Consider the following 14,779-nt stretch of genomic DNA (forward strand, 5'->3'; position numbering starts at 1 on the left):
ATCACCCGTTAACGCGCTCGAAGATCTTCTCGATCTTTTCTTTGAGCACCTGGGCTGTGAAGGGCTTTACGACGTATCCGTTGACGCCGGCCTGGGCGGCCTCGATGATCTGGTCGCGCTTGGCTTCGGCGGTCACCATCAGCACCGGCAGGTGCTTGAGACGCTCGTCGGCGCGCACGGCGCGCAGCAGGTCGATGCCGGTCATGCCGGGCATGTTCCAGTCGGTCACGAGGAAATCGAAGCTGCCGCTCTGCAGCATCGGCAGCGCGGTGGTGCCGTCGTCCGCTTCGGCGGTATTGGTGAAGCCCAGATCACGCAAGAGATTCTTGATGATCCGCCTCATCGTCGAGAAATCATCGACGATGAGGATTTTCATGTTCTTGTCCAAGTCGACCTCCGTAAGTCTCAAAATGCCTCAGAGCCCGTTGAGGATCTGTTGCGCCTGGTCATGCTGCGTCGAGGTCGTCGGAACGTTCGCTCGCCCGTGGCGACCTTGCCTTGCCTGGCCTTCGCTCGCGGTACCAAGCGGGCTCAAAGCAGTTGAGTACAACATCCAATGGAAACCGGTCAGTGCGTGCGCCACTCGCCGAGCCTGGCGCGCAGGCGGGCGGCGCACTGGCTGTGCAGCTGGCTGACGCGCGATTCGCTGACGCCCAGCACCTGGCCGATTTCCTTCAAATTCATTTCTTCGTCGTAGTACAGCGAGAGCACCAGCTTCTCGCGCTCCGGCAGGTTCGAAATGGCCTCGGCCAGCGCATCCTGGAAGCGTTCGTCTTCGAGGTCGCGAAACGGCTCGGGATGCGCACTCGCGGCATCCTCGCTCAGTTCGCCGTGCTCGCCTTCCTGCAACAGGTCGTCGAAGCTGAACAGGCGGCTGCCCAGGGTGTCGCCAAGGATGCCGTAGTACTCATCGAGACTCAATTTAAGTTCGGCAGCAACTTCCTGATCTTTAGCGTCACGTCCGGTTTTCGCCTCGATGGCACGGATCGCGTCGCTCACCATGCGCGAGTTGCGATGCACCGAGCGCGGCGCCCAGTCGCCCTTGCGGACCTCGTCGAGCATGGCGCCGCGGATGCGGATGCCGGCGTAGGTCTCGAAGCTCGCGCCCTTGCCCGAGTCGTATTTGCGGGCCGCCTCCAGCAGGCCGATCATGCCGGCCTGCATCAGGTCGTCGACCTGCACGCTGGCCGGCAGGCGGGCCAGCAGGTGGTAGGCGATGCGTTTCACCAGGGGGGCGTACTGGTCGATCAGACGGTGCTGCGAATCCTTCGCCTGTGCCTTGCTGTTGTACATACGAAGTCCGGCGCTGTTCATGCTGGGGTATCTGCGGCAGGTCGAACCAGGCGTTCGACGAAGAATTCCAGGTGGCCGCGCGGATTCGCCGGCAGCGGCCAGGTGTCGACTTTCTGCGCGATGGCCTTGATGGCCAGCGAGCACTTGGAACGCGGATAGGCCTCGTAGACCGCGCGCTGCTTCTGCACCGCCTTGCGCACCGACTCGTCGTAGGGCACGGCGCCGACGTACTGCAGGGCGACGTCGAGGAAGCGGTCGGTGACCTTGGTCAGCTTGGCGTAGAGGTTGCGCCCTTCCTGCGGCGTGTGGGCCATGTTGGCCAGCACACGGAAGCGGTTCATGCCGTAGTCGCGGTTGAGCAGCTTGATCAGCGCGTAGGCGTCGGTGATCGAGGTCGGCTCGTCGGTGACCACCAGCAGCACCTCCTGCGCGGCCCGCACGAAGCTGACCACCGAATCGCCGATACCGGCCGCGGTGTCGACGATTAGCACGTCGAGGTTGTCGCTCAGCTCGCTGAAGGCCTGGATCAGCCCGGCGTGCTGCATCGGCGACAGCTGCACCATGCTCTGCGTGCCCGAGGCCGCCGGCACGATGCGTACGCCGCCGGGGCCCTGCAGGATCACGTCGCGCAGGTCGCACTCGCCGGCGATCACGTCGGCCAGGGTGCGCTTGGGGGTCAGCCCGAGCAGCACGTCGACGTTCGCCAGACCGAGGTCGGCGTCCAGCAGCATCACGCGGCGGCCGAGGTCGGCCAGCGCCAGCGCCAGGTTCACCGACACGTTGGTCTTGCCGACGCCACCCTTGCCGCCGGTCACCGCAATCACCTGTACGGGATGCATTCCCATTTTCTTGACACCTTATGTGTTTCCGGGCACCGGGCCCGCGAGGCGCCCGCAAGCGCCCTTTTCGATTCTGACCGTACGCCCGGATGTCATCCGGCCTGGCGAGTCGCTTCGTTGTACAGACCCGCGAACAGGTCGGCCATGGTTTCTTCGCTGGGGTTCTCCGGCGCCTGCAGACTCACGGCGCGACTGACCAGCTGATGACTGCGTGGCAGATGCAGATCATCCGGGATACGCGGACCGTCGGCGAGATAGGCTACCGGCAGCTGCTGGCCAATGGCCAGACCCAGCACCTCGCCGAGGCTGCCGGCCTCGTCGAGTTTAGTCAGGATGCAGCCGGCCAGCCCGCAGCGGCGGTAGCTGTGCCAGGCCGCACGCAGCACCTGGCTCTGGCTGGTCGCCGCGAGCACCAGGTAGTTCTTCGAACGCAGCCCGCGGCTGGCCAGGGCCTCGAGCTGCAGACGCAGCGCCGGATCACTGGCCGGCAGGCCGGCGGTGTCGATGAGGATCACCCGCTTGCGAGCCAGCGGCGCCAGCACCTGGGTCAGCGACTGGCCGGGATCGACCGGCGTCACCGACACGTTGAGGATGCGCCCGAGCGTCTTCAGCTGCTCCTGGGCGCCGATGCGGTAGCTGTCCATGCTCACCAGCGCGATGTTCTGCGCGCCGTACTTCAGCACGTAGCGGGCCGCCAGCTTGGCCAGCGTAGTGGTCTTGCCGGCCCCCGCCGGGCCGACCAGCGCGATCACCCCGCCCTCTTCCAGCGGTTCCTGCGCAGGGATCTTGATGCCCTGCGCGAGGTAGGCCAGCAGCATGCGCCAGGCCTGGCGCGGCTCCTCGATGCCGGCGACCTTGTCCAGCAGCGCGCGCGACAGCTCGACCGGCAGGCCCATGCGCTGCAGCCGGCGCCAGAGGTTGGCCTGCTGCGGACGGCTGCTCTGCATCTGGCCCCAGGCGATGGAACCGAGTTGCACCTGGATCAGCTCGCGCAGCCCGTTGAGTTCGGCGCGCATGGCGTCCAGCGCGCGCGAGTCGGCGGCGGCACGGGCAGCCAGCGCCTCGGCGTCCGGGGCCGGCCTGGCGGGCGTCGCGGAGACGGTCGAGGCCGGCAGTTCCGGCGCCACCAGCGACTCGTTGGCGAACAATTGACGGTCGCGGGCCTCGCCCTGCTCACGGCTGGCCAGGCTGGCATGCGCCGAGGCGATCTTCGCCTGGGTCTTGCGCAGCTCGGCTTCCAGCGCCGGATTCGGCTGACGCGCGGCCGGCGCCGACACTGGATAGTCCAGCGCGGCGGTCAGCTCGACACCGCCGGCAACCCGGCGGTTGCCGATGATCGCGGCGTCGGCCCCCAGCTCGTCGCGGACCAGCTTCATGGCGGTCCGCATGTCGGCGGCGAAGAAACGTTTGACCTGCATGGCCTGCAACCTCGATTAGTTCTGACCCACCGTCGCGACGATGGTGACCTGCTTGTTGTCCGGAATTTCCTGGTAGGCCAGTACGTGCATGCTCGGCACGGACAGTCTGGCGAACCGCGACAGCATCGCCCGAACCGGACCGGCCACCAGCAGGATCGCCGGCTTGCCGAGCATTTCTTGACGCTGTGCTGCCTCTACCAGGGAACGTTGCAACTTTTCGGCCATTCCCGGCTCGAGAAGAATGCCATCTTCCGAACCCTGTCCGGCCTTCTGCAGGCTGTTGAGCAATATCTGTTCCAGACGCGGCTCCAGCGTGATCACAGGCAGCTCCGGCTCTAGTCCCACGATGCCCTGGACGATTGCGCGCGACAGCGCGACGCGAACCGCAGCCACCATCGCGACGGGATCTTGACTCCGCGGCGCGACGTTGGCGATGGCCTCGGCGATGGTGCGGATGTCGCGCACCGGGACCTGCTCCTGCAGCAGCGCCTGCAGCACCTTGAGCAGCGTCGACAGCGAAATCATCCCCGGCACCAGCTCCTCGGCCAGCTTCGGCGAGCTCTTGGCCAGCAGCTGCATCAGTTGCTGGACTTCCTCGTGGCCAAGCAGCTCGTGGGCATGCTTGTGCAGAACCTGGTTGAGGTGCGTGGCGACCACGGTGCTGGCGTCGACCACGGTGTAGCCGAGCGACTGCGCCTGGTCGCGCTGGCTGCTCTCGATCCACACGGCCTCCAGGCCGAAGGCCGGGTCCTTGGTAGCGACGCCGTTGAGCGTGCCGAACACCTGGCCGGGGTTGATCGCCAGCTCGCGGTCCGGGTAGACCTCGGCCTCGGCCAGGCTCACGCCCATCAGCGTCAGGCGGTAGGCGTTGGGCATCAGGTCGAGGTTGTCGCGGATATGCACCGACGGCATGAGGAAACCCAGGTCCTGCGAGAGCTTCTTGCGGACGCCCTTGATCCGCGCCAGCAGCTGCCCGCCCTGGTTGCGGTCGACCAGCGGGATCAGCCGGTAGCCGACCTCGAGCCCGACCATGTCCACCGGGGTCACGTCGTCCCAGCCGAGCTCCTTGGTTTCCGCCGCGCGCTGCTGGGCCGGGAGCATCTCCTGCGCCTGTTTTTCGACGGCCTGCTGCTCGACGGCCTTGGCCTGCTTCTGGCGGTGGTAGATCCAGTAGGCGCCGCCGGCGGCGATGCCGCCGAGGCCGAGGAATGACATGTGCGGCATGCCGGGCACCAGGCCCATGGCGATGAGGATGGCCGCCGAAACCGCCAGCGCCTTCGGCGAGGCGAACATCTGCCGGTTGACCTGCTGGCCCATGTCCTCGGAACTGGTAACGCGGGTCACCATGATCGCCGCGGCGGTCGACAGCAGCAGCGACGGAATCTGCGCCACCAGGCCGTCACCGATGGTCAGCAGGGCGTAGACCTGGCCGGCCTCGGAGAAGCTCATCTGGTGCTGGGCGATACCGATCGCGATGCCGCCGATGAGGTTGATGAAGAGGATCAGCAGGCCGGCGATGGCGTCGCCGCGGACGAACTTGCTGGCACCGTCCATGGAGCCGTAGAAATCAGCTTCGGAGGTCACTTCGGCCCGGCGCTTCTTGGCCTCGGCCTGGTCGATGAGGCCCGCGTTGAGGTCGGCGTCGATCGCCATCTGCTTGCCGGGCATGGCATCGAGGGTGAAGCGCGCGCTCACCTCGGAGATCCGCCCCGCGCCCTTGGTCACCACCACGAAGTTGATGATCATGAGGATGGCGAACACCACCACGCCGACCACGTAGTTGCCGCCGATGACCACGTTGCCGAACGCCTCGATCACGTGGCCGGCCGCCGAACCGCCGTCGTGGCCGTGGATCAGCACCACCCGCGTCGAGGCGACGTTCAGCGCCAGGCGCAGCAGCGTGGCCACCAGCAGCACCGTCGGGAAAACGGCGAAATCCAGTGGCCGCATGGCGTACACGCAGACCAGCAGGACCACGATCGACAGCGCGATGTTGAAGGTGAACAGCACGTCCAGCAAGAACGGCGGCACCGGCAGCATCATCATGCCCAGCATGACCAGCAGCAGCAGCGGCACACCCAGGTTGCCGCGGCCCACCCCGGCCAGGTTGTTGCGTAGCGTGATCATTTGCGTGCGGTCCACGAAGCCCCCGGAGCAGCGGAACGGAATTCTGACGCCAAGAGCGCCCTGGCTGGCATAGAGCAAGAAGGAGACCAACTTGGAGAATCCCGTCGTCACTGGCATCGGCCGGCTACGACAGGCGCACGCCCAGTCTCCCGCACAGGCAGCCCGGCCCCGAACTTTCCCCGCGAGGAACGCCCAGCGAACACGCGCGCCTGTCGCGGGTCACAGAGTCACCGGCCGCGGCCGGTTCCTCCCGAATCCCAGAACAACAGGAGTGTCGTCATGAAACGCTGGATCATCGCCTCCCTCGCCGGCGCCTGTGCCGTCGGGGTACAGGCCGCCACCCTCTCGGTGGAGATGAACGCGGTTAGCGCCCAGGGCGTCGGCGATTCCGTCGGCCAGGTGCAGGTCGAGGAAACCGAGCACGGGCTCGTCCTGCGCCCGGACCTCAAGGGCCTGCCGCCGGGGGTGCATGGTTTCCACATCCACGCCAAGGGCAGCTGCGAACCGGCGGAAACCGACGGCAAGCCCACCGCGGCCGGCGCCGCCGGCGGCCACTGGGACCCGAACAACACCGGCAAGCACGGCGAACCCTGGGGCGACGGCCACCTGGGCGACCTGCCGGCGCTGTTCGTCGACGACCAGGGGATGGCCCACTATCCGGTGCTGGCGCCACGCATCGTCAGCCTCGACCGCATCAGCGGCCTGGCGCTGATGGTCCACGAAGGCGGCGACAACCATTCCGACCACCCCAAACCGCTCGGCGGCGGCGGCTCGCGGGTGGCGTGTGGGGTGATCGAATAGGCTGGAGGCTGGAGGCTGGACGGATAAACACCCCCGCCTCCAGCCTCAAGCCTCAAGCCTCTTATTCGGCTTCTCGCTTTATTCGTCCCTACGCAATTCCTTCGGAATCGGCAGGTCGCGCAGCGGGTCGGGACGCTTGCCCTGGCCGGCCTGGTACTGGCGCAACTGGTAGACGTAGGCCAGCACCTGGGCCACGGCGAGGTAGAGGCCGGCGGGGATTTCCTGGTCCAGCTCGGTGGAGTAGTACACCGCCCGCGCCAGCGCGGGTGATTCGAGCACCATCACCTTGTGCTCCTGCGCTACCTCGCGGATCTTCAGCGCCAGGAAGTCGCCGCCCTTGGCCAGCAGCACCGGCGCGTTGCCCTTGTCGACGTCGTACTTGAGCGCCACGGCGAAGTGGGTCGGGTTGGTGATGACCACGTCGGCCTCGGGCACCGCCTGCATCATCCGGCGCTCGGCCATCTCGCGCTGCATCTGGCGGATGCGGCCCTTGACCTCCGGCTTGCCCTCGGAATCCTTGTACTCGTCCTTGACCTCCTGCTTGGTCATCATCAGCTTCTGCTTGTTGTCCCAGAGCTGGAACGGCACGTCCACCGCGGCGATGATGATCAGCCCGCAGGCCATCCACAGCGCGCACCAGCCGACGATCTCCGCGCTGTGGGCGATGGCCAGCTCCAGCGGCTGCTTGGCGATCGACAGCAGGTCGTCCTGGTAGGCGGTCAGCACCACCAGCGCCACCGCCAGCACCACCAGGAACTTGCCCAGCGCCTTGAGCAGCTCCACCAGGGCGTGGGTGGAGAACATGCGCTTGAGCCCGGACAGCGGGTTCATGCGGCTGAACTTCGGTGCCATCGCCTTGCCCGAGAACAGCCAACCGCCGAGCGAGATCGGTCCGACGATCGAGGCCACCAGCAGCATGAACAGCAACGGCAGCGTCGCCTTCAGCGCCACCAGCCCGGCGGCGAGCAGCATCTGCGCCATGGCGTCCGGCTGCAGCAGGGTCTCGCGGCTGACCTCGAAACTGCCGCGCATCACCGCCATCAGGCTCTGCGCCAGGCTGCTGCCGGAAACCAGCAGCCCGCCGATGCCGCCGATCATCACGGCCACCGTGTTCAGCTCGCGCGAGCGCGCCAGCTGGCCCTTCTCGCGGGCCTCCTGGCGCCGTTTCGCCGTGGGTTCTTCGCTCTTGTCGGCACCGTTCTCGTTTTCAGCCACGACGCACCTCAGACGTCCGACGCTTCATGAGGCCCTCACCAGTTCGCGCAGCAGTTGCAACGCCTCGGTGACGAATATCTGGTATTGCGACAGCAGGTCGGCAATACCGATCCAGACGATGATCAGGCCCAGCACCAGCGTCAGCGGGAAGCCGATGGAAAAGATGTTCAGCTGCGGCGCCGCCCGGGTCATCAGGCCGAAGGCGAGGTTGATCACCAGCAGCGCGGTGATCGCCGGCAGCACCAGCAGCAGGCCGGCGCCGAGCACCCAGCCGAGCTTGCCGGCGACCGCCCAGTAGTGGTTGGTGCCCAATCCCTCGCCCACCGGCAGCGTGACGAAACTTTCGGCGAGGATCTCCAGCGTCACCAGATGGCCGTTCATGGCCAGGAACAGCAGGATCACCAGCATGTTGAAGTACTGGCCGAGCACCGGTACCGAGACGCCGTTGGCCGGATCGACCATGGAGGCGAAACCCAGGCCCATCTGCATCGCCAGCAGTTGCCCGGAGACGATGAACAGGTGGAAGAACAATTGCAGGACGAAGCCCATCATCGCGCCGACCAGCACCTCCTGCGCCACCAGCACCAGCGCGCGCAGGCTCAGCGCCTCGACCTCCGGCATCGGCGGCAGGGTCGGCACCAGCACCACGGCGATGGCCAGCGACAGGTACAGCCGCACCCGCGTCGGCACCAGCTGGGTCCCGATGATCGGCATGACCATCAGCATCGAGGCGATGCGGAACAGCGGCAGCAGGAAGGCCGCGACCCAGCCGCCGATCTGTCCCTCGGTCAGTTCAAGCATGCGCGAGCGCCCGTGCCATCGCGCTGCGCTAGCCGATGACCAGCGGGATGTTGGTGATCAGCGTCTGGGTGTACTCCATCAGCTCGCGAACCAGCCAGGGGCCGGCCCAGATCAGCGTCAACAACATGACGATCAGGCGCGGCAGGAAACTCAGGGTCTGCTCGTTGATCTGCGTGGCGGCCTGGAACATGGCCACCACCAGGCCCACCAGCAGGCTCGGCACCACCAGCACGCCGACGATCATGGCGGTGATCCACAGGCTCTCGCGAAACAGGTCGACCGCCACCTCGGGTGTCATGGGGAACCTCCCAGCGTGCCGAAGCTGCCGGCCAGGGTACCGATGATCAGCCCCCAGCCGTCCACCAGCACGAACAGCATGATCTTGAACGGCAGCGAGACGATGAGCGGCGACAGCATCATCATGCCCATCGCCATCAGCACGCTCGCCACCACCATGTCGATGATCAGGAACGGGATGAAGATCATGAAGCCGATCTGGAAGGCGGTCTTCAGCTCGGAGGTGACGAACGCCGGCACCAGGATTGTCAGCGGCGCGGCATCCGCCGACGGAATGTCGGTGCGCCGCGACAGCCGCACGAACAGCTCCAGGTCGCTCTCGCGGGTCTGCGCCAGCATGAAGTCCTTCAGCGGCACCTCGGCCCGGGCGATCGCGTCCTGCGCCGTCAACTGCTGGTTGAGGTAGGGCTGCAAGGCGTCGCGGTTCACCTGCTCGAACACCGGCGCCATGATGAACAGCGTGAGGAAGATCGCCAGGCCGACGAGGATCTGGTTCGACGGCGTCTGCTGCAGGCCGAGCGCCTGGCGCAGGATGGAGAAGACGATGATGATCCGGGTAAAGCTGGTCATCAGCATGACGAACGCCGGAATGAAGCTCAGCGCCGTCATGATCAGCAGGATCTGCAGGGTGACCGAGTACTCCTGCTGGCCTTCGGAGTCGGTGGTCAGGGTGATCGCCGGGATCGACAGCGGGTTCTCACCCTCGCGCACCAGCGGCCCGAGTTCCTGGCCGAGCGCGAGCGGGGCCCCCAGCACCAGCAGCAGCGCCAGCACGAGTCGAAGCATCAGTGTCTGTCCTTCTGATCCTTGCCGAGCAGTTCCATCAGGCGCTGGGCGAATTCGGGGCTGGCCGGCTCGGCGTCCGGCAGGATCACCGGGTCCTTGAGCACGTGCAGGGGCGTGATGCGGCCGGGGCTCATGCCGAGCAGGATCTGCTCGCCGCCGACCTGGACCAGCACCAGGCGGTCACGCGGGCCGAGCGAGCGGCTCGACACCAGCTTGATGGCCTGGGCGTCGCGCGGGTTCAGTTGCTGGACCCGGCGCAGCAGCCAGGCGAGCAGGAAGATCAGCCCGACCACCAGCAGCAGGCCGAACAGCAGCTTGGTGATCTGTCCGCCCATGTCGGAGCCGCTCATGCTCGCCGCGGGCTCGGCGGCGAGCGCCGGCAGCGCCGGCAGGGCCAGGAGGAAAGCCGCGAACCTGCCCATCTCAGCGCAGCTTCTTGATGCGTTCGCTGGGGCTGATCACGTCGGTCAGGCGGATGCCGAACTTCTCGTTCACCACCACCACCTCGCCGTGGGCGATCAGCGTGCCGTTGACCAGCACGTCCAGCGGCTCGCCGGCCAGGCGGTCCAGCTCGACCACCGAGCCCTGGTTCAGCTGCAGCAGGTTGCGGATGCTGATTTCGGTGCTGCCCACCTCCATCGAGATGGACACCGGAATGTCGAGGATCACGTCGAGGTTCGGCCCTTCCAGGCCGATGTTGGCGTTCGGCTTCGGCGAACTGCCGAACTCCTCCATGGGCGCACGCGGGGGCGCCGGCTTGGCGGGCGCGCTGTTCATCAGCGCATCGATGTCGTCCTGACTGGCATCGCCCGCCTCGGCGAGCGCGGCGGCCCACTCGTCGGCCAGCGCCTGCTCTTCGGGAGTTTGTTCGTTGTCTGCCATGGGAAATCCTCGAACGGCACGAATAGGGTGGATATCAGCGGGGGCGCTCGACCGGCGCCAGCACCTGCAGCGCCAGGTTGCCCTTGTGGGCACCGAGCTTGACCTTGAAGGCCGGCACGCCGTTGGCGCGCATGATCATGTCCTCGGGCACCTCCACCGGGATCACGTCGCCCGGCTGCATGTTGAGGATGTCCCGCAGCTTGAGCTGGCGCCGGACCACGGTGGCGCCCAGCGGCACGTTGACGTCGAGGATGTCCTCGCGCAGCGCCTTGACCCAGCGTTCGTCCTGGTCGTCGACGTCGGACTGGAAGCCGGCATCGAGCATCTCGCGGATGGGCTCGATCATCGAGTACGGCATGGTCACGTGCAGGTCGCCGCCGCCGCCGTCCAGCTCGATGTGGAAGGTGGAAACCACCACCACCTCGCTGGGGCTGACGATGTTCGCCAGCGCCGGGTTCACCTCGGAATTGATGTACTCGAAGTTGACGTCCAGCACCGCGTGCCAGGCTTCCTTGAGGTCGACGAAGGCCTGGTCGATCACCATGCGCACCACCCGCAGCTCGGTCGGGGTGAACTCGCGGCCCTCGATCTTGGCGTGGCGGCCGTCGCCGCCAAAGAAATTGTCGACCAGCTTGAACACCAGCTTGGCATCGAGGATGAACAGGCCGGTGCCGCGCAGCGGCTTCATCTTCACCAGGTTGAGGCTGGTGGGCACGTACAGCGAGTGCACGTACTCGCCGAACTTCATCACCTGCACGCCGCCGACCGAAACGTCGGCCGAGCGCCGCAGCAGGTTGAACATGCTGATCCGGGTGTAGCGTGCGAAGCGCTCGTTGATCATCTCCAGGGTCGGCATGCGGCCGCGGACGATGCGGTCCTGGCTGGTCAGGTCGTAGCTCTTGATGCTACCCGGCTCGCTGTCGCTCTCGGTCTCGACCAGACCGTCGTCGACGCCGTGCAGCAGCGCGTCGATCTCGTCTTGGGAAAGCAGGTCTTGAACGGCCATGGAGAACTCTTATTGCAATACGAAATTGGTGAACAGCACTTGCTCGACGGCGAGCTTGCCCAGTTCCTTCTGTGCCAGTTCCTGCACCGTGGCAGTCGCCTGCTGGCGCAGCATCTCCTTGCCGACCGGCGTGGCCAGCGCGGCGAAATCCTGGCTGGAGAACAGCATCACCAGCCGGTTGCGCAACAGCGGCATGTGTTCCTTCAGCGCGCCCAGGGCCACCGGATCGCGCGACATCAGCGCGAGGGTAGTCTGCATGTAGCGCTGCCGTCCGTTCTGGTTGTAGTTGACCACGAAGGCAGGCATCAGCACCTCGTACACCGCGGCCTGCCGCTGCGGCATGCCCGGCGCGCCCTCGGCCGGCGCCGCGGCCTCCTGCTCCTGGCCCTGTTGCATCACGTACCAGGTGCCGCCGATGGACAGGCCGATCGCCAACAAGAAGGCGACCACGCCGACGATGATCAGTTTCAGCTTTCCCTTGCCACCCGCCGGCGCGTCGCCGGCCGTCGCCGCGGGAGCCGTTGCCTGTTTCTTAGCCATGCCAGAAATCCGTCATCTTGAAGCGTTTCACCTGTGTTCAAAGGCTTGGGAGCAACAGCTGTGCCAAAGTATCAGCCGGCCTGCATGGCGTAAATGCGCGGGAAGCCGCCCGCGCCGATCACCGGATGCGAAAACGAAACCGGCGCCTCGAGGGCGCCGGTCGCTCAGCCGCCTGGCGAATCAGGCGTAATAGTCGACCAGCCCGCGATCGCCGCCGGTCCGGTCGGCGGAAATTTCGCTGGTGCCCAGCAGCCGCTCGTCGCCGGTGTCCCCGCCCTCGCCGAGCAGCCCGCCACGCCCACGGCCCTGCCCGTCGCCGCCCTGCCCCTGCGAGCCCCGGGCGAGCGACTGGTCGGAGACGTTCACGTCCAGCAGGTTCATGCCCTGCTGGGTGAACAGGTCGCGCAGTCGCTGCGACTGGGCTTCCAGCGCATCGCGCACGCCGGCGTGCGGGCTGAGGAAGGTGACCTGGGTCTGATCCTTGTTCATCTCGATGCGCACTTCGAGGCGGCCGAGCTCCTGCGGGTCGAGCTGGATCTCGGCCGACTTGAGGTTCTGGCTGGACAGCCACATCACCCGGTCCACCACCTGCTCGCTCCAGCCGTTCTGCTGCATCGGCACCGGCTGCCCCGGCACCTGCGCCGGGCGCTGAGCCTGCTGCGCCTGGCCGACGGCCTGGGCCAGGGTGTTGAGCCGGGCGCCCAGTGCGTCAGCCGTGGCGCTACGGGTTTCCTTCGGCCCGTCGAGCGCCTGCAGCCCGTCCTCCAGGGCCAGGGCGTCGCCCAGCGACTCGTCTTTCTCCGACTCGCCCTTGACGGCCAGCAGGGTCGCGACGAAGCCGTCACCGCTCTTCGCCGCCGCCTGGCCCTTCGGATCGGCCGAGCCGGAGGCCAGCGCCACCGCCTCGTCCTTTCCCGTGGATTTCTTCAGCGGATCGCCGAGGCCGCCGAGCAGGTCCTCCAGCGAGACCTCCTCGGGCATCTCGTCGAGCGCCTGGGCGGTTCCCGGCACACTCATCGCCGCGGCCGCCTGGGCGTTGTCGACCGGCAGCTGCCCGGCGAGCCCGAGCATCAGCAGCGGATCCGTCTCGGAACCCTGGTCGGTCGCCGGTTCTTCGGCGGGCAAGGCATTGCCGCTGGCGGCAACCGCCGGCTTTTCGTCGCCGCCGGCGGTCTGCGGCGTCTGCTCGGTGTCCCGGGTTTCGGCGTTCGAGCTGCGCTCTGCAGCGCCCGCTTCGCGACGCTCGGCCGGCTTGGCGCGCGCGGCGGGTTCCTGACGCTCGGCCGGCTTCGGCCTGGGCGCGGTTTCCTGCCGCTCGGGCGCCGCCGCCTGCGGCTGCCGGGGCTGGCGCTGTTGCGCGTAGAGTTCGGCGAAACGCCCCGCGTCCGCCTGGGACTGCGCGGGCGTAGTGGTTCGGGAGGGGTTCGTACGGCTGCCGATATCGGTGTTCAGCTTGAGTAGCGTATCGGGTGAAACGGACATGGCGTCTTTCCGCTCGGGATGATCTTGGCGGTGTGGTTGCAAGGATCAGGCCAGCGCTCACGACCAAGGCCGCCAGCGCTGGGCCGGTCTCGCCTGCAGCGGGCGCGCCTTGCGGCGGCTGGCGTGGTAGGGTGGGCTTCAGCCCACCAGAGCTGAAAACCGTGGCCTCCTTGGTGGGCTGAAGCCCACCCTACGTGGGGCGCCGCCAGCCCCACCCTACGGCCTGGCCCCGCGCAGCGGTGCGGCTTCTCAGTCCCCTTGGGAACGAGGAGACGCTAAGTCCTTGCTCGCGAAGGAACGCAGCTCCGCCATCGAATCCCTTCGCGACCAAGGTCGCTCCTACAGCCGGGGCCCGGCCTCGTCTGTGGGAAACACCCGCACGGCGATTGCCTCGTAGGGTGGGCTTCAGCCCACCAGATGCTGAAAACCGTGGCCTCCTTGGTGGGCTGAAGCCCACGTGGAACGCCGCCAGCCCCACCCTACGGCCTGGCCCCGCGCAGCGGTGCGGCTTCTCAGTCCCCTTGGGAACGAGGAGACGCTAAGTCCTTGCTCGCGAAGGAACGCAGCTCCGCCATCGAATCCCTTCGCGACCAAGGTCGCTCCTACAGCCGGGGCCCGGCCTCGTCTGTGGGAAACACCCGCACGGCGATTGCCTCGTAGGGTGGGCTTCAGCCCACCAGATGCTGAAAACCGTGGCCTCCTTGGTGGGCTGAAGCCCACCAAGGAGCGCCGCCAGCCCCACCCTACGGCCTGGCCCCACGCAGCGGTGCGGCTTCTCAGTTCCCTTGGGAGCGAGGAGACGCTAAGTCCTTGTTCGCGAAGGAACATAGCTACGGCGTCGACACGATTCGCGACCAAGGTCGCTCCTACAGCCCAGGCCCGGTCTGCCTGCGGGAGCACGCCCTGCCCTTGCGGCAACTGCGCCCCGGCGCTCAGCCCGAGGCGCCGAAGCGCTGGCGCTCGGCGCGCATGAGGATGCGCACGATGGCGAATTCGCGTTCAATCTGGCCGATCAGCTCGTTCGCGCCGTCGAGCTGCTCACGGCGGGCGCTATCCTCCAGTTCGCGGCACAGCTCGGTGAGCAGCGGCGCGCCCATGTTGCTGCAACTGCCCTTGAAGCTGTGCGCGGTCTGCCGCAGCAGATAGGCGTCGCTGACCGCACAGGCCTGGTGGAGCAGGCGCACGCGCTCTTCGGAATCCTTGAGGAAGGTATCCAGCAGGACCGGGTACTCGTCCTCCATCACGACCCGCAGGGTGGCCAGCACAGCGCTGTCGAGGTGGGCGTCGGACAC

Annotated in this window: 16 protein-coding genes; 1 reads left to right on the top strand and 15 read right to left on the bottom strand. The window is 67.0% G+C overall.

Annotated elements, in window-relative coordinates; all coding sequences use genetic code 11:
* Window position 1: 1 nt before the first annotated feature.
* The 5 genes from H610_RS0109660 to flhA all read right to left on the bottom strand — a co-directional run bounded on the left by H610_RS0109660 (window position 2) and on the right by flhA (window position 5,692).
* Window positions 2–376 carry a chemotaxis response regulator CheY gene (locus tag H610_RS0109660; RefSeq protein ID WP_170829026.1) on the bottom strand — a complete coding sequence of 125 codons (375 nt, stop codon included), beginning with the start codon at window positions 374–376 and terminating at the stop codon, window positions 2–4.
* A 191-nt stretch (window positions 377–567) separates the two neighbouring features.
* Entirely contained in the window at window positions 568–1,293 is a 726-nt protein-coding gene (gene fliA / locus H610_RS0109665; protein ID WP_028239468.1) for an RNA polymerase sigma factor FliA, read from the bottom strand.
* 17 nt (window positions 1,294–1,310) lie between these two features.
* Window positions 1,311–2,138: a flagellar synthesis regulator FleN gene (gene fleN / locus H610_RS0109670; protein WP_028239469.1), complete on the bottom strand. Its 828-nt coding sequence runs from the start codon at window positions 2,136–2,138 to the stop codon at window positions 1,311–1,313.
* Between the two features lie 86 nt (window positions 2,139–2,224).
* Window positions 2,225–3,550 carry a flagellar biosynthesis protein FlhF gene (gene flhF, locus H610_RS0109675; protein ID WP_028239470.1) on the bottom strand — a complete coding sequence of 442 codons (1,326 nt, stop codon included), beginning with the start codon at window positions 3,548–3,550 and terminating at the stop codon, window positions 2,225–2,227.
* 15 nt (window positions 3,551–3,565) lie between these two features.
* Window positions 3,566–5,692, bottom strand: a complete 2,127-nt coding sequence (gene flhA, locus H610_RS0109680) for a flagellar biosynthesis protein FlhA (RefSeq protein WP_028239471.1) — start codon at window positions 5,690–5,692, stop codon at window positions 3,566–3,568.
* A gap of 264 nt (window positions 5,693–5,956) precedes the next feature.
* On the opposite strand from flhA, the gene sodC reads away from it, so the two are divergent.
* Entirely contained in the window at window positions 5,957–6,478 is a 522-nt protein-coding gene (sodC, locus tag H610_RS0109685; RefSeq protein WP_028239472.1) for a superoxide dismutase family protein, read from the top strand.
* A gap of 78 nt (window positions 6,479–6,556) precedes the next feature.
* Here sodC and flhB read toward each other — a convergent pair whose 3' ends face one another.
* The 10 genes from flhB to H610_RS0109735 form a co-directional block, all read right to left on the bottom strand.
* Window positions 6,557–7,693 (bottom strand): flagellar biosynthesis protein FlhB, encoded by a 1,137-nt coding sequence (gene flhB / locus H610_RS0109690; protein ID WP_028239473.1) that lies wholly within the window; start codon window positions 7,691–7,693, stop codon window positions 6,557–6,559.
* A 24-nt stretch (window positions 7,694–7,717) separates the two neighbouring features.
* Window positions 7,718–8,494 (bottom strand): flagellar biosynthetic protein FliR, encoded by a 777-nt coding sequence (fliR, locus tag H610_RS0109695; protein WP_028239474.1) that lies wholly within the window; start codon window positions 8,492–8,494, stop codon window positions 7,718–7,720.
* A 28-nt stretch (window positions 8,495–8,522) separates the two neighbouring features.
* A complete protein-coding gene (gene fliQ / locus H610_RS0109700) occupies window positions 8,523–8,792 on the bottom strand; it encodes a flagellar biosynthesis protein FliQ (RefSeq protein ID WP_028239475.1) in 270 nt (89 codons plus the stop codon).
* Window positions 8,789–9,577: a flagellar type III secretion system pore protein FliP gene (fliP, locus tag H610_RS0109705; RefSeq protein ID WP_028239476.1), complete on the bottom strand. Its 789-nt coding sequence runs from the start codon at window positions 9,575–9,577 to the stop codon at window positions 8,789–8,791. Before fliP ends, fliQ begins: the two co-directional genes overlap by 4 nt.
* The gene (fliO, locus tag H610_RS0109710) at window positions 9,577–9,999 is read right to left on the bottom strand and encodes a flagellar biosynthetic protein FliO (RefSeq protein WP_028239477.1); all 423 of its coding nucleotides are present in this window, start codon (window positions 9,997–9,999) and stop codon (window positions 9,577–9,579) included. Before fliO ends, fliP begins: the two co-directional genes overlap by 1 nt.
* A 1-nt stretch (window position 10,000) precedes the next feature.
* On the bottom strand, window positions 10,001–10,459 hold the full coding sequence (fliN, locus tag H610_RS0109715) for a flagellar motor switch protein FliN (RefSeq protein WP_028239478.1): 459 nt from the start codon (window positions 10,457–10,459) through the stop codon (window positions 10,001–10,003).
* A 34-nt stretch (window positions 10,460–10,493) separates the two neighbouring features.
* Window positions 10,494–11,465 (bottom strand): flagellar motor switch protein FliM, encoded by a 972-nt coding sequence (fliM, locus tag H610_RS0109720; protein WP_028239479.1) that lies wholly within the window; start codon window positions 11,463–11,465, stop codon window positions 10,494–10,496.
* A gap of 9 nt (window positions 11,466–11,474) precedes the next feature.
* Window positions 11,475–12,005: a flagellar basal body-associated FliL family protein gene (locus H610_RS0109725; RefSeq protein ID WP_028239480.1), complete on the bottom strand. Its 531-nt coding sequence runs from the start codon at window positions 12,003–12,005 to the stop codon at window positions 11,475–11,477.
* 180 nt (window positions 12,006–12,185) lie between these two features.
* Window positions 12,186–13,487 (bottom strand): flagellar hook-length control protein FliK, encoded by a 1,302-nt coding sequence (locus tag H610_RS0109730; protein ID WP_028239481.1) that lies wholly within the window; start codon window positions 13,485–13,487, stop codon window positions 12,186–12,188.
* Window positions 13,488–14,419: 932 nt separating this feature from the next.
* Window positions 14,420–14,779 (bottom strand): Hpt domain-containing protein, encoded by a 360-nt coding sequence (locus H610_RS0109735; RefSeq protein WP_028239482.1) that lies wholly within the window; start codon window positions 14,777–14,779, stop codon window positions 14,420–14,422.

It is taken from the genome of Stutzerimonas azotifigens DSM 17556 (genome assembly GCF_000425625.1).
GTDB lineage: Bacteria > Pseudomonadota > Gammaproteobacteria > Pseudomonadales > Pseudomonadaceae > Stutzerimonas > Stutzerimonas azotifigens.

Coding starts and splice junctions, on each gene's coding strand:
- H610_RS0109660 (WP_170829026.1), bottom strand. CDS start 376: ATGAAAATCCTCATCGTCGATGATTTCTCGACGATGAGGCGGATCATC.
- fliA (WP_028239468.1), bottom strand. CDS start 1,293: ATGTACAACAGCAAGGCACAGGCGAAGGATTCGCAGCACCGTCTGATC.
- fleN (WP_028239469.1), bottom strand. CDS start 2,138: ATGGGAATGCATCCCGTACAGGTGATTGCGGTGACCGGCGGCAAGGGT.
- flhF (WP_028239470.1), bottom strand. CDS start 3,550: ATGCAGGTCAAACGTTTCTTCGCCGCCGACATGCGGACCGCCATGAAG.
- sodC (WP_028239472.1), top strand. CDS start 5,957: ATGAAACGCTGGATCATCGCCTCCCTCGCCGGCGCCTGTGCCGTCGGG.
- fliR (WP_028239474.1), bottom strand. CDS start 8,494: ATGCTTGAACTGACCGAGGGACAGATCGGCGGCTGGGTCGCGGCCTTC.
- fliQ (WP_028239475.1), bottom strand. CDS start 8,792: ATGACACCCGAGGTGGCGGTCGACCTGTTTCGCGAGAGCCTGTGGATC.
- fliP (WP_028239476.1), bottom strand. CDS start 9,577: ATGCTTCGACTCGTGCTGGCGCTGCTGCTGGTGCTGGGGGCCCCGCTC.
- fliO (WP_028239477.1), bottom strand. CDS start 9,999: ATGGGCAGGTTCGCGGCTTTCCTCCTGGCCCTGCCGGCGCTGCCGGCG.
- fliN (WP_028239478.1), bottom strand. CDS start 10,459: ATGGCAGACAACGAACAAACTCCCGAAGAGCAGGCGCTGGCCGACGAG.
- fliM (WP_028239479.1), bottom strand. CDS start 11,465: ATGGCCGTTCAAGACCTGCTTTCCCAAGACGAGATCGACGCGCTGCTG.
- H610_RS0109725 (WP_028239480.1), bottom strand. CDS start 12,005: ATGGCTAAGAAACAGGCAACGGCTCCCGCGGCGACGGCCGGCGACGCG.
- H610_RS0109730 (WP_028239481.1), bottom strand. CDS start 13,487: ATGTCCGTTTCACCCGATACGCTACTCAAGCTGAACACCGATATCGGC.